Annotated in this window: 12 protein-coding genes and 1 tRNA gene; 9 read left to right on the forward strand and 4 right to left on the reverse strand. The window is 61.0% G+C overall.

The features are described 5' to 3' along the window. Nucleotides 1-94: 94 nt before the first annotated feature. From ACT3TP_RS06115 to gabT, 3 genes are all read left to right on the forward strand, one after another. The gene (locus ACT3TP_RS06115) at nucleotides 95-1693 is read left to right on the forward strand and encodes a sodium-dependent transporter (RefSeq protein ID WP_096283506.1); all 1599 of its coding nucleotides are present in this window, start codon (nucleotides 95-97) and stop codon (nucleotides 1691-1693) included. Between the two features lie 2 nt (nucleotides 1694-1695). Beyond that, nucleotides 1696-1836 (forward strand): methionine/alanine import family NSS transporter small subunit, encoded by a 141-nt coding sequence (locus tag ACT3TP_RS06120; protein WP_096283508.1) that lies wholly within the window; start codon nucleotides 1696-1698, stop codon nucleotides 1834-1836. A gap of 207 nt (nucleotides 1837-2043) precedes the next feature. Next, the gene (gabT, locus tag ACT3TP_RS06125; protein WP_444619881.1) at nucleotides 2044-3384 is read left to right on the forward strand and encodes a 4-aminobutyrate--2-oxoglutarate transaminase; all 1341 of its coding nucleotides are present in this window, start codon (nucleotides 2044-2046) and stop codon (nucleotides 3382-3384) included. A gap of 50 nt (nucleotides 3385-3434) precedes the next feature. On the opposite strand, the gene rarD is transcribed toward gabT, so the two are convergent. Next, on the reverse strand, nucleotides 3435-4373 hold the full coding sequence (gene rarD, locus ACT3TP_RS06130; RefSeq protein ID WP_444619883.1) for an EamA family transporter RarD: 939 nt from the start codon (nucleotides 4371-4373) through the stop codon (nucleotides 3435-3437). Nucleotides 4374-4658: 285 nt separating this feature from the next. On the opposite strand from rarD, the gene htpX reads away from it, so the two are divergent. After that, nucleotides 4659-5522: a zinc metalloprotease HtpX gene (gene htpX / locus ACT3TP_RS06135; RefSeq protein WP_096283568.1), complete on the forward strand. Its 864-nt coding sequence runs from the start codon at nucleotides 4659-4661 to the stop codon at nucleotides 5520-5522. Between the two features lie 89 nt (nucleotides 5523-5611). Here htpX and ACT3TP_RS06140 read toward each other — a convergent pair whose 3' ends face one another. Further along, the gene (locus ACT3TP_RS06140) at nucleotides 5612-6100 is read right to left on the reverse strand and encodes a YajQ family cyclic di-GMP-binding protein (protein ID WP_096283514.1); all 489 of its coding nucleotides are present in this window, start codon (nucleotides 6098-6100) and stop codon (nucleotides 5612-5614) included. Between the two features lie 165 nt (nucleotides 6101-6265). On the opposite strand from ACT3TP_RS06140, the gene ACT3TP_RS06145 reads away from it, so the two are divergent. Then, a tRNA-Tyr gene (locus tag ACT3TP_RS06145) sits at nucleotides 6266-6347 on the forward strand. A gap of 142 nt (nucleotides 6348-6489) precedes the next feature. Then, the gene (locus ACT3TP_RS06150; RefSeq protein WP_096283570.1) at nucleotides 6490-6861 is read left to right on the forward strand and encodes a thioredoxin family protein; all 372 of its coding nucleotides are present in this window, start codon (nucleotides 6490-6492) and stop codon (nucleotides 6859-6861) included. A 35-nt stretch (nucleotides 6862-6896) separates the two neighbouring features. On the opposite strand, the gene ACT3TP_RS06155 is transcribed toward ACT3TP_RS06150, so the two are convergent. Further along, the gene (locus ACT3TP_RS06155) at nucleotides 6897-7862 is read right to left on the reverse strand and encodes a DNA-3-methyladenine glycosylase family protein (protein ID WP_444619885.1); all 966 of its coding nucleotides are present in this window, start codon (nucleotides 7860-7862) and stop codon (nucleotides 6897-6899) included. A gap of 122 nt (nucleotides 7863-7984) precedes the next feature. On the opposite strand from ACT3TP_RS06155, the gene ACT3TP_RS06160 reads away from it, so the two are divergent. Then, the gene (locus tag ACT3TP_RS06160; protein WP_444619887.1) at nucleotides 7985-9349 is read left to right on the forward strand and encodes a pyridoxal-phosphate dependent enzyme; all 1365 of its coding nucleotides are present in this window, start codon (nucleotides 7985-7987) and stop codon (nucleotides 9347-9349) included. A gap of 28 nt (nucleotides 9350-9377) precedes the next feature. Beyond that, nucleotides 9378-10535, forward strand: a complete 1158-nt coding sequence (locus ACT3TP_RS06165) for a cystathionine gamma-synthase (protein ID WP_444619889.1) — start codon at nucleotides 9378-9380, stop codon at nucleotides 10533-10535. 69 nt (nucleotides 10536-10604) lie between these two features. Here the strand turns inward: ACT3TP_RS06165 and ACT3TP_RS06170 are convergent, their stop codons facing one another. Further along, the gene (locus tag ACT3TP_RS06170; RefSeq protein WP_141393447.1) at nucleotides 10605-11015 is read right to left on the reverse strand and encodes a hypothetical protein; all 411 of its coding nucleotides are present in this window, start codon (nucleotides 11013-11015) and stop codon (nucleotides 10605-10607) included. A 334-nt stretch (nucleotides 11016-11349) separates the two neighbouring features. Here ACT3TP_RS06170 and ACT3TP_RS06175 point away from each other — a divergent pair, with 334 nt between their 5' ends. After that, on the forward strand, nucleotides 11350-13266 hold the full coding sequence (locus tag ACT3TP_RS06175) for a DEAD/DEAH box helicase (protein ID WP_096283524.1): 1917 nt from the start codon (nucleotides 11350-11352) through the stop codon (nucleotides 13264-13266). The last annotated feature ends 214 nt before the right edge of the window (nucleotides 13267-13480 follow it).

Consider the following 13480-nt stretch of genomic DNA (forward strand, 5'->3'; position numbering starts at 1 on the left):
CGCAAAAGTTCCCGAAAAACCCAGTTGTTCAGATTATGGACAATTTTCTTGGAGAATTGCCCATAATGTGAACCATTTGCGCTAGTTTAGTGCCATGAGCACTCCATCTTTGAAAAAGGGCGCTCCACTCGCTGAAGGCAAGCGCGAGACGTTCTCGTCGCGCAAGCTTTTTATTCTCTCGGCGATTGGTTCAGCCGTTGGTCTGGGAAACATCTGGCGTTTCCCCTATGTCGCCTACGAGAACGGTGGCGGCGCGTTCCTGATTCCCTACCTCGTCGCAATTCTCTGCGCCGGTATTCCACTGCTATTCCTGGACTATTCGATCGGCCACCGCTACCGGGGGTCGGCCCCGCTGGCATACCGCCGCGCGAGCCGCAAGGCCGAGGTGCTTGGCTGGTGGCAGGTATTGATCTGCTTCATTATCGCCATCTACTACGCGGCCATCATCGCGTGGGCAGCCATGTACTGCTGGTTCTCCCTGACGAAGGCCTGGGGCGATGACGCCGCGACCTTCTTCATGGAGGGCTTCCTCCAGGTCGCGCCGGAAGCCGGTGTCTCAATGGATATCGTGGGCGGGGTCTTCGGGCCAATGCTCGGCGTCTGGCTGGTAGCCATCATCATTATGGTTGCCGGTGTCAACAAGGGCATTTCACGTGCCAACGGCTTCATTATGCCGCTGCTCATCGTGATGTTCTTGATCCTTGTCGTCCAGTCGGTCTTCCTGCCCGGAGCAGTCGATGGCCTGAACGCCTTCTTCACTCCGAACTTCGAAGCGCTGTCGAACCCAGGGGTGTGGGCTGCGGCCTTCGGCCACATCTTCTTCTCCCTGTCTATCGCCTTCGGCATCATGGTCACCTACTCCTCGTACATGAGGCGCAAGAGCGACCTGACCGGTTCGGGCTACGTGGTGGCCTTCGCCAACTCCAGCTTCGAACTGCTTGCCGGCATTGGTGTTTTCGCGGCGCTGGGCTTCATGGCCTACAACGCGAACTCTGCGGTTTCCGATGTGGCCGCCAGCGGTATCGGCTTGGCCTTCATCGCCTTCCCAACCATCGTCTCCGCCGCGCCATTCGGCTCGGTCATCGGCGTGCTGTTCTTCGGTTCGCTGGTCTTTGCGGGGATTACCTCGTTGATCTCGATCCTTGAAGTCATCGTGGCGGCGTTCCAAGACAAGCTGGGCTGGAACCGCAAGGCCGCCACCTTGGTGGTGACCCTTCCGGTGGCGCTGATCTCGATGATTCTGTTCCCGACCACGACCGGGCTGTACCTGCTGGATACCATGGACGCATTCGTGAACCAGTTCGGCATTCTCGCCTGTGCCTTGGTGCTGATCATTGTCTTCGGCGCTGGCCTGGGCATGCTGCCGCGTCTGGCCAAGCACCTGAACCGCCACAGCTCCATCAAGCTGGGCACCGCGTGGATGGTTCTCGTCGGTGGTGTCGGCCCGGCGGCGCTTGGCTACATGCTGATCAACGAGATCCAGACCAAGATTTCCGAGCCGTATTCCGGCTACCCGGTCTGGTTCAACGGCATCTTCGGCTGGGGCATGGCAGGCGCACTGATCGTCGGTGCCGTGCTGCTCTCGCTCGTTCCATGGAGCAAGAAATCGAAACTGAATGATCCCGAATTTGCGGAACATCAGAAAAAAGTCGAGGCAGAAGAATTGCCCGATCCAGTCGGAAAGGAGTACTAGCCATGAGCGGCATTGCAATCACCTTCATGATCATCGCCATGTTGACCATTTGGGGCGGCCTGGCGATCAGCCTAGTGAATCTCTCGCGCAATCCGGAAAAGCACGATGACGATGTCGAGCCGGCCACCACTGGCAACGAATAACCACTAGGTCACTGCCTAAAGAACTAAGCCTCCTCCTTTTCGGATATGTGTCCGGAAGGGAGGAGGCTTTTTCTCTGTGCAAGTGCACTGTGAATATGGTTCATTATTGTGCTGGTACGGGTAGAGCAATATGCCGCACGGCCATATTCTTCTAGATAGAGTCATTCCGGCATCAAGGACCGGCAATATTTTTCGAAAGGAAACACGGTGGACGTTACTTACCGCATTGAGCAGAAACGCCAGATTATTGGTGCCTTCCCAGGACCAAAGTCCCAAGCATTGAGCGCCCGCCGTGCCAAGGCGGTCGCCGCCGGCGTGGCCTCCAGCCTGCCGGTCTACGCTGCCGATGTCGATGGCGGAATCATCGTCGACGTAGACGGCAACCAGCTCATTGATCTCGGCTCCGGCATCGCGGTCACCTCCGTAGGCGCTTCCAACCCTGCGGTGGCCAAGGCCGTCGCCGAGCAGGCGGCTCGGTTCACCCACACCTGCTTCATGGTGGCCCCTTATGAGAACTACATCGAGCTGGCCGAGAAGCTTGCGGCGATCACTCCGGGCAACTTCGAGAAGCGCGCGGTATTCTTCAACTCCGGGGCCGAAGCGGTAGAAAACGCGATCAAGGTCGCTCGCGTGGCTACCGGCCGCCAGGCGGTAGTCGCCTTCGACCACGCCTACCACGGCCGCACCAACCTCACCATGGGCCTGACCGCCAAGGCGGCACCATACAAGCGCGGCTTCGGTCCGCTGGCACCGGAGATCTACCGGATGCCAATGAGCTACCCCTACCGGGAAGAGAACCCTAACATCTCCGGCAAGGAAGCAGCCGAGCGCGCGATCCTGGCCATGGAGAAGCAGATCGGCGGCGACCAGATCGCCGCGATCATCATCGAACCAATCCAGGGCGAGGGCGGCTTCATTGTCCCGGCCACCGGCTTCTTGCCGCGCCTGGTCGAGTGGGCCAAGGAAAACGGCATCGTCTTCGTTGCCGATGAAGTCCAGGCCGGATTTGCCCGCGCGGGCGCGTGGTTTGCTTCCCAAATCGAAGGGATCGAACCCGATCTGGTGACCGTGGCCAAGGGCATTGCCGGCGGCATGCCCTTGTCGGGACTCATCGGGCGCGCAGAATTGCTCGATTCGGTGCACGGCGGCGGACTCGGCGGAACCTACGGCGGCAACCCGGTTGCCGTAGCCGCGGCGCTGGAGAGCATCAAGTTCATGGAAGAGCAGGATCTGGCCGGGCGTGCCCGCGAGATCGAAAAGCAGTTCTTCGCCCGCTTCGAAGCCCTGCAAAAGGATGTTCCGGCGCTGGGCGACGTCCGCGGCCGCGGCGCGATGGTTGCCCTCGAACTGGTCAAGGCCGGCGGCAAGGAACCAGACGCGGAACTGACCAAGAAGGTCGCCGCCGAGTGCCTGGCCCAAGGTGTGCTAATCCTCACCTGCGGCACCTACGGCAATGTGGTGCGCCTGTTGCCTCCGCTGGTCATCGGAGACGCGCTGCTGAGCGAAGCCTTTGATGTCCTGGAGGCAGCGATTCGCAAGCACGCGTAACTCGCTCAAACTCAAGTGGCCTGGTTCCAATAAACCAGGCCACTTGTGCGTTAACTAACCTGTTTTGGTTCTGGGTCGCGCCCGGTCCGCGGCGTGCGAACCATGTCGAGAATGATCAGCACAACCGCCGTCCAGACCAGCCCGAACCCGATCCAGCGCTCCACCGGCATCGATTCGCCGAAAACCAGCAGGCCGAGGATGAACTGCATGATCGGAGCCAGGAACTGCAAGGAGCCCAGGGTGCTCAGCGGCAGGCGGCGTGCGGCCCCGCCGAAAAGCAGCAGGGGCACGGCCGTGATGATGCCACTGGCGGCCAACAGGGCCAGCATCGGCAGTTCGACCCCGGTGAAGACCGAGGAGCCTTGGCTCGACGTCCAGAGCAGGAAGACGCCGGCCAGGGGCGCCAGGATCAGAGTTTCCATGGTCAGCGCCCCAAGGGCGGTGCCGCTTTTCCCTACCTGGCTCTTGACCAGTCCGTAGAAGCCGAAGGAAAACGCCAAGCCCAGTGAGATCCATGGGACTCGGCCGAGGCCGAAGGTCAGAACCAGCACCGCAATCGTGGCCACGGCCAAGGCGGCCCATTGCAGCCGGCTCAGTCTTTCCTTCAGGACAAGCACGCCGAGCACGATGGCGACGATGGGATTGATGAAATAGCCCAGCGACGCCTCAAGGACATGGCCGGTGAGTACCGCCACGGCATAGAGCGTCCAGTTCACCGCGATCAGCACGCTGGCGAGTGCCAGACGGCTCACCGTCTGGCGATTTCTGAACATGCTGAGGAACAAGCGAATCTGCTTGGTCACGAATAGCAGCAGGGCGCAGAAAACCAGCGAGAAGACGATGCGCACGGCGACGAATTCGAAGGCGGAGATTTCCGGCAGCAAAAGGAAGTACAGGGGGAGCAGCCCCCAGACCAAATATGCGGTCGTGCCTTGGATCAGGCCAAGGGAATGTTCGGAGCGAACTGGTTTAGTGCTTCCGGAACTCATCAGTTAATCGTTTCCACTTCCACCGAGCCACCACGGGCCGCAGGCGGCGCCGTGGATCAGAGCATTGTCAGTCGATCGTATGCCCAAGGGCCGGGTACGGCCGCACAAGGTGATGGTAGTCACGCCGCGGCTCAGGCGGGGATTAAATCACACCGGCGGGGCGCACCGTGATCCAGCTCGCACCAGGGGAGAGGACTCCGGCGGGGAACAAACACGCCGACTTGCTCGTTCAAATACACTAGAGAGAACCGCAATGGGATTTCGAACATGGGGAGTGGACCCAAGGTGCATCAACACAACAATGGCTTCAAAACCGCGCTTTTGCTCGGTGGAATGTTTGCCCTCCTGCTGGCGCTCGGATCGCTGATTTCCTTCGGCAGCGGAAACGGCTCATTCATCTGGATCTTTGCCCTGATCGGCGTGGGCACCACCGCCTATGGCTACTGGAACAGCGACAAGATCGCCCTGCGCTCGATGCATGCCTACCCCGTCACCGAGGCGGATCAGCCAGCCATGTACCGCATCGTTCGCGAGCTGTCGATTAATGCCCAGCAGCCGATGCCTAGGCTCTACGTGTCCCCGACTACCTCGCCCAATGCCTTCGCGACCGGGCGCAACCCGCAGAACGCCGCGGTGTGCTGCACCGAGGGGATCTTGCAGCTGCTCGACGAGCGCGAGCTGCGCGGAGTGCTGGGCCACGAACTGATGCATGTGTACAACCGCGACATCCTCACCTCGTCGGTGGCGGCGGCCGTGGCCGGCGTGATCACCTCCGTCGCCCAATTCATGCTGTTCTTCGGCGGACGGGACAACCGCAACGTCAATCCGATTGCACTGATCGCGATGTCCTTGCTGGCACCGCTGGCCGCCTCGCTCATCCAGATGGCTGTGAGCCGAACCCGCGAGTTCGATGCGGACGAAGACGGCGCCAAACTCACTGGCGATCCGCTGGCGCTGGCCAGCGCCTTGCGCCGGCTTGAATCCGGGATCAGCGCCGCCCCGCTGGCCGCGCAAGACCAGAAGCTGGTGAACAGCTCGCATCTGATGATCGCGAACCCCTTCGGCTCGCGCCTGAAGCAAATGTTCTCGACTCACCCCGCCATGGACGACCGAGTCGCCCGGTTGGAAGCGATGGCCCGCGGCCACTAGCACTTCGACAGAAAATTCACCATGCAATGACAAAGCCGTTGCCAACGAACAGTTGGCAACGGCTTTGTCATTGGCACTCGGGCTGGTTCCTAGCGGAAGTTCACGAACTGGAGGTCGGCTTCCTCGAAGCCGCGCAGCAGCGTCATGGTCTCCTGCAGGTCGTCGCGGGACTTGGAGGAAACACGCAGCTCATCACCCTGAATGGTGGACTTGACGCCCTTCGGCGCTTCGTCGCGAATGAGCTTATTGATCTTCTTGGCAACGTCCTGGGCGATGCCCTCGACGATGGAGGCCTCGATGCGGTATTCCTTGCCCGAGGCATAGGGCTCGCCGGCGTCCAAGGACTTCAGCGAGATGTTGCGCTTGACCAGCTTGGACTGGAAGATGTCCAGCACAGCCTTGACGCGCTCCTCGGCGTTGGCCTTCATTAGGATCTTCTCGCCGCTGTAGTCGATCTCGGCACCGACGCCCTTGAAGTCGTATCGCTGCACGATTTCTTTCTGGGCCTGGTGCAGTGCGTTGGCGACTTCTTGGCTGTCTACCTTGCTGACGACATCAAAAGTGGAATCGCTAGCCATGTGATTTCTCCTTGGTGTTCTACGGGTCCAATTCGCTTCATAGCCTACCGGTTTAGCAGCGCGAATTTGGGCTGTGATCAGGCTTACATCAAAAATGCGCCTCCCGATTTCACAACTCCCCGAAACTCCTGTAGAGTTATTTCTCGTTCCGACGTGAACAAACGGGGCAGATTACCCGAGTGGCCAAAGGGGGCTGACTGTAAATCAGCTGGCAACGCCTTCACTGGTTCGAATCCAGTATCTGCCACAAATGACTCCCAGATCTTAGGATCTGGGAGTTTTTTGCATCCCCGGAAAAATACGCAAAAATCCCGATATTCCGGGTTTCCTCACTGCGCAAAATGTCTCTCAGCTACGTACTTGTGACCGAATTCGGCTACCGTGTAAGCATGGCAACTAAAAATGTGAGCGAAGCAGAATTCGCCCAGCTGATTGAAGACAATGACATTGTGCTCGTTGATTTTTGGGCAGCGTGGTGCGGTCCTTGCCGTCAGTTCGCGCCGGTTTATGAGCAAACTTCGGAAAAGTTCCCTGATGTTGTGTTCTCGAAGGTGGACACCGAAGCCGAACAGGGTTTGGCCCGCGCTGCCAATGTCACGTCGATTCCGACCGTGATGGCATTCCGCGAAAAGGTCCTGGTTTTCTCTCAGCCTGGTGTGCTGAATGCGGCCCAGCTCGAAGATCTAGTCACCGCAGTGAAGGGCATCGACATGTCCGAGGTGCACGCACAGATCGCCGAGGAAGGCGCGCAGGCGGAATAGTACAAAAGCTATCTGGCAACTAAAGCTTCGGGCTGCTAACGACCTCGATGATCCAACGGGGCATAGCGTGGCCCGAAGCTTTGCTTTTTCTGGCCGGAAAGCAGCAGCAGCCGAATCACGCGCTGGCGCTGTGGGGCAAAAGGCGACAACAGCTCAAGCATTGTCGAATCCTTGACGCGACGTCCGGTCAGCATCTGTCCAACAAACCCCGCCAGATGATAGTCGCCGACCGAAATGTGGTCGGGGGAGCCGTGGGAACGCTGCAAGGTTTCGGCAACCGTCCAAGGTCCGATGCCGGGCATGGCCAGCAACGCAGCTTCCAGAGTGCCCGCGCCGCTAGCCTGCGGCTTCTTCTCACCCAGTTCGAAGGCGGCCCACCATTCCAATCGGCTCGCGGCGAACGCTAGCCTGCTCAGCGTCTGCGCCCGCTGATCCTCAACCCGGGCGCTTTGCCAATCCCAGCGTTTGAGCGAAGCGATTTGTTCCGGGCGCGGAAAAAGCCGCAGCCCCTCGGGCGCCGGGCCGGGTGCGGTTCTTCCATGGTGCCGGATCAGCCAGCGCCAAGCATGATTTGCTTCGATCCCGGTGACGCGTTGTTCCAGCACCGCACCGGCGGCATGCTCGAAGATCCGGTGGGTCCGCGGCAGCACCATATCCCGATGATCCCTGCGCTGGCGCTGCACTAGTTCGGGCAGGGTGGCGAAGAAATCTGGCTCATCGAAGCGCGCCCAATCGTCCTGGCTGCCCAAGAGCTCCGGCGCGTATTCGATGGCCCACCGCGCACCCGGTCCCCACGCGTCGAACCGAGCGACGCCATTAATCGACGGTTTAAACATGTGCAGCGTCGCATCGCCCTGCGGCGTCGCAAAGGCCAACCAGGCCTCCGTGGCCGACAGCCGGATGGTCGGGTCGCCGAGGCCGCGACGCAGAATCCCCAAGGACTTCGGCAAATTGACCGGACGCTGCGGGTCGTAGGTGCTGCTGGTCGCCGCGGTGTGCACGCTCTGTACCTCTTCCCCTGTTCGGGCCTCTCGCTAACATTTCGCGCCAGCGATGGCTACTGGATGACGCTAAGCTACGAGTGGCCACGACATGTGTGTCATCCGCCGGTAAAGTTCTTGACATGAAGTATGCGTCTACAGTTCTAGATCTGATTGGCAACACGCCACTTGTCAAACTCAATCGCGTGACCGACGGTATCAAAGCCACCGTGCTGGTCAAGCTCGAATACCTGAATCCGGGCGGATCCATCAAGGATCGCATCTCCCTGAAAATGGTTGAGCGTGCGGAGCAAAGCGGCGAGTTGAAGGCCGGCGGAACTATTGTCGAACCTACCAGTGGCAACACCGGTGTCGGGCTGGCGATGGTCGGACAGCTGAAGGGCTACAACACCATTTTCGTCACCCCGGACAAGGTCGGCGAGGAAAAGCGCGACGTGCTGCGCGCTTATGGAGCCGAAGTCGTCGTGACGCCAACGGCAGTAGCCCCGGAATCCCCTGAGTCCTACTACGGTGTCTCGGATCGCCTGGTCCGCGAGATCGAGGGCGCATACAAGCCAGACCAGTTCTCCAATCCCGGAGCCCCGGAAAGCCACTTCGAGACGACCGGCCCGGAAATCTGGAACGATACCGACGGCAAGCTCACCCACGTGGTGATCGGTGCGGGCACCGGCGGCACCATCACCGGTACCGGACGCTACCTCAAGAAGATTTCCGCCGATCGTGCCGCTGGTCCGGTCAAGGTCATCGCCGCGGACCCGGACGGTTCGGTCTACTCCGGCGGCACCGGCCGCCCGTTCTTCGTCGAAGGCGTCGGCGAGGATATGTGGCCGGGCAACTACGATCCTGCGGTGCCCGATGCTGTCGAGGCGGTCAAGGATGCCGACTCCTTCGAGATGACTCGCCGGCTGGCTCGCGAGGAGGGACTGCTGCTGGGCGGTTCATCCGGGATGGCCATCGTGGCGGCGCTGCGCGTGGCCAAGGACCTGAGCGAAGACGACGTCGTGGTGGTCATCGCACCCGATGGCGGCCGCGGCTACCTGGCGAAGATCTTCAATGACTCCTGGATGCTCACCCAGGGTTTCACCGGCGAGGCGGACTCCGAGCTGGTGGGCATAGCCCGCGCGCTGGCTACTCAGCCGCAGCCGACCGTGGCACCCGAGACCACCCTGGCCCAGGCCGCCGCGGCGCTGCGCGAGTCCGGTGCCGAAGCGCTGGTCGTGGCCACCGTCCAGCTGCCCGCCCGGATCGGCGAAATCCGCGGGGTCATCGGCGCGGCGGCCATCACCGACGCGCTCCTGGCCGGCGCCGCGGCCACCAGCGAGCTGGCAGAGCTCGAGCAGCTGGCCATCCCGCTGCTCGGTGTGGGTGAAGATCTCGCCCGTGCCCAAGAAATGCTGGCCGTGCACCCGGCGGTTCTGCTGACGCACGGCGGAGACGTTGTCGCCGCGCTATCGGCGTCGGACCTGCTGGCCTACGTCACCCGCTAAAGAATTCCACCTCAAGGACAGGAACGTCATGACCGAAAATACCCAAGGATCAAATACTCGTTTCGTACACGCCGGGCAGGAATTTGAACCGGTGACCGGCGCGGTTGTTCCGCCGCTGCACTTCTCCTCGACCTATGCGCAGGAAGCGATCGGCAAATTGCGCAACGGCTATGAATATGGCCGCGGCACCAACCCAACCCGTGATTCGCTCCAGGCGCAGCTGGCCGGAGCCGAATTCGGCAAGCACGCCTTTTCCTTCAGCTCGGGCCTGGCGGCCGAGGACTCCTTGATCCGCGCGATCCTGCGCCCGGGGGACCACATCGTATTGGGCAACGACGCCTACGGTGGAACCTTCCGCCTGATCGACCGCGTGCTCGGCGCCTGGGGCATTGGCAACACCCCGGTGGACATGGCCGACGAGCAGGCCTTGACCGCCGCGATCGAAAAGAGCAAGGCGAAGCTGGTCTGGGTCGAGACCCCGTCGAACCCGATGATGAAGATCACCGATATCTCCCGGGTCGCGCAGATCGCCCACGCGGCTGGCGCGCTGCTGGTTGTCGACAACACCTTCGCCAGCCCCTTCCTGCAGCAGCCGCTGACCCACGGTGCGGATATCGTCGTCCATTCCACCACCAAGTACATCGGCGGGCACTCAGATGTTGTTGGCGGCGCGATCATCGTGAACGACGACGAGCTGGCCGAGAAGATCGGTTTCATCCAGTTCGCCGTGGGCGCCGTATCAGGCCCGATGGACGCATTCCTGACCACCCGCGGTTTGAAGACCCTGGGCGTGCGCATGCGCACCCATAGCGAGAATGCGGCCCAGGTCGCTGCCTGGCTGCGCGAACGCAAGGAAGTGGAGCGCGTGCTCTACCCGGGCTTCGCCGATCACGCCGGCCATGAGATCGCCAAGAAGCAGATGAGCGGTTTTGGCGGCATGGTGTCGGTGCAGTTCGCCGGCGGCGAGGCCGCCGCGCGGAAGATTGCCGAAAGCACGAAGCTCTTCACCCTGGCCGAGTCGCTCGGCGGCATCGAATCGCTGATGAACTACCCATCGGAGATGACTCACGCTTCGGTCAAGGGCACCGAGCTGGCCGTCCCGGTGAATTTGCTTCGACTCTCGGTGGGTATCGAAGATGCCGCCGACTTGATCGATGATCTGGAGCGCGCCTTCACGGCGCTGTAAGCAGAAAAACACCGCGGGACTCGTAGCCACTTGGGTTGCGAGTCCCGCGGTGTTTAACCGGGCCGTCGACTATTTCTGTTTGGGCTTTGGCGAGACGAGTTTAAAATACTTGATGCTTGCCGGGGTCCACATCAGCAGCACCGCGACGAGCACCACGGCCGCAAGAATCGCATAGCGTCCCATGCGCAGCAGGGTCGGCAGCGCCGCGATCAGTCCGATCCAGGTCAACTGGGCACGTGCCGAGCGTTCGCCCTTCCACAGGCGGATGGCCAAGAGGCAGAACGCAATCCCGGCCACCGCCAGCAGGGCGACGAGAGCCAGCGGCCCCAGGTCCAGGGACCGGCCAGTCCAGGTATCGAAGAATAGATTGGCTGCGAAGCCCAAGAAGAGCACTCCGGCCAAAATCCAAACGAACCGGGAGATGCGTAGCGCACCGGGGGTCGACACGTCTGTAAGTGAGGGATTCGCGGGCTTTTTCACGTCTTCCAGCCTAGCGTTCCGGGGATGGTTTTGGGTCCTCTGCGTCGCGGTGCCCGAACTCACACGGCTCTCGCCCTGACAAATGGCCCCTGATGTCGATAGTATTAGGTGTTCGCGAACATCAGGGTTTCCTTGCATCTCGCCCAATTTTTGAGGCTAGAGCCTTCTCGTGTTGTATTTCTTCCGCCAAGTGTGAGCGCGGTTTTTATGTCATAGGGGAGCGCTTGATGAGCGTGAGTAGTTTTTTTACTGTGTAGCCTATGCGTCGTTCTTTCTTTTGGGGACGGGTAGGCCTTCCCCCAAACGAATGAGGTAATTCTTCGTGTCATCTGACATGCCCGTAAACACCAATGACGAAAAGACCACCGAAGAGCCGACCGTGCTCTTCAGCGAACTTGGTCTTGACGCCCGAGTGCTTGCAGCACTGGCCGACCTCGGCTACGAGAAGCCATCGCCAATCCAGGCCGCCACCATCCCACTGCTTCTTGAAGGCCGTGACGTTGTTGGTTTGGCTCAGACCGGTACCGGTAAGACCGCGGCGTTCGCGCTGCCGGCACTGTCCCGCATGGCCGAGCTTGCTGACCTCAACGGTCCAGCTCGCACCCCGCAGATCCTGGTTCTGGCTCCAACCCGCGAGCTAGCCCTCCAGGTTGCTGAAGCTTTCACTTCCTACGCCAAGTACCTCAGCGACTTCACCGTCCTGCCGGTATACGGCGGCTCCCCATACGGCCCACAGCTCAACGGCCTGCGCCGCGGTGCACAGGTTGTTGTTGGTACCCCAGGTCGTGTCATCGACCACATCAACAAGGGTTCCCTGGACCTGTCCAACCTCCAGTACGTTGTCTTGGACGAGGCCGACGAAATGCTTCGCATGGGCTTCGCCGAAGAGGTCGACAAGATCTTGGAGTCGACCCCGGCCGACAAGCAGGTTGCACTCTTCTCCGCAACCATGCCACGCACCATTCGTCGTATCGCTGCGGAATACCTGCGCAACCCACAGGAAGTTTCCGTCAAGTCGACCACCTCGACCGGCACCAACATCACCCAGCGTTACCTGCAGGTTATGGGTGCCCACAAGCTGGACGCCATGACCCGTATCCTCGAATCCGAGGAATTCGAAGGCGTTATCGCCTTCGTGCGCACCAAGATGGCTACCGAAGATCTTGCCGACAAGCTGAAGGCACGTGGCTTCACCGCCGCCGCCATCAACGGTGATATCCCGCAGCAGCAGCGTGAGCGCACCGTCGAGAACCTGCGTTCGGGCAAGATCGATATCTTGGTCGCAACCGACGTGGCCGCTCGTGGCCTTGACGTGGAACGCATCTCCCACGTCATCAACTACGACATCCCACACGACACCGAGTCCTACGTGCACCGTATTGGCCGTACCGGCCGTGCAGGGCGCAAGGGCGACGCGATCCTCTTCATGACCCCACGCGAGAAGTACCTGCTGCGTGCCATCGAGAAGGCTACCCGCCAGCCGGTGACCCAGATGCAGCTTCCTTCCCTGGACTCGGTCAACGACCGTCGCATCCAGCGTTTCATTGATCGTATCGACCAGACCATCAGTGGCCAGGATCTGACTACCTTCCGTGAAATCGTGGAGCGTTTCGCCAGCGAGCACGAAGACCTGGATCAGCTGGAAATCGCTGCCGCACTGGCACTGATGGCTCAGGGCGGTCGTCCACTGCTGATGACCGAACCAGTCATCCCACCATCGAAGAAGGCCCGCATGGACCGCGAAGGCGGACGTGAGGGTGGCCGTGACGGAGCCCGTCGCGAACCACGTGAGCGCGGTGCTCGCAAGACTGCAGCCGAGGGCAACGCCATGTACCGTCTGGCCGTTGGCCGTCGTAACCGCGTTCAGCCAGGCTCGATCGTCGGCGCACTGGCAAACGAGGGTGGCTTCAACTCCTCCGAAATCGGTGGCATTGATATCCGTTCGGATCACACCCTGGTCGAATTGCCAGCAGAGCTGAGCAAGGACCAGTGGCGTGCACTGTCCAAGACGCGCATTGGCGGCGAAGCTATCGACCTGGAGCTCGACAACGGTCGCAGCCCAGCCGAAGATTCGGATCGCGGTGGCTACGGCGACCGTAAGCGTTCCGGTGGCTTCGGTGGCGGACGCTCCGGAGGCTTCGGCGGCGGACGCGGTGGCGAAAAGCGCGGCGGCTTCGGCGGCGGTGGCGGACGTGGCGGCAAGAGCCGTTTCGGCGATTCGGGCCGTAGCGGCGGACGTCGCGACTACTAAGCACTAGATACAGAAGCACTCTCTTGAGCCGTGAATACGGCTCGGGAGGGTGCTTTTGTTTAACCCTGATGCCTCGCCCTGTCGACTTGGAATTTGTCGAGAAGCGGCAGCCAATTCCCGGGGCGCTCGTGCAACCATGCGGGCGCACAGCGAATACGGCGCGGTGCATGCAGACACTCGTGGTGCCTGCATGCTAGACGGAGGACTCGCAGTT

The organism is Glutamicibacter sp. AOP38-B1-38, assembly GCF_052377485.1.
Taxonomy (GTDB): Bacteria; Actinomycetota; Actinomycetes; order Actinomycetales; family Micrococcaceae; genus Glutamicibacter.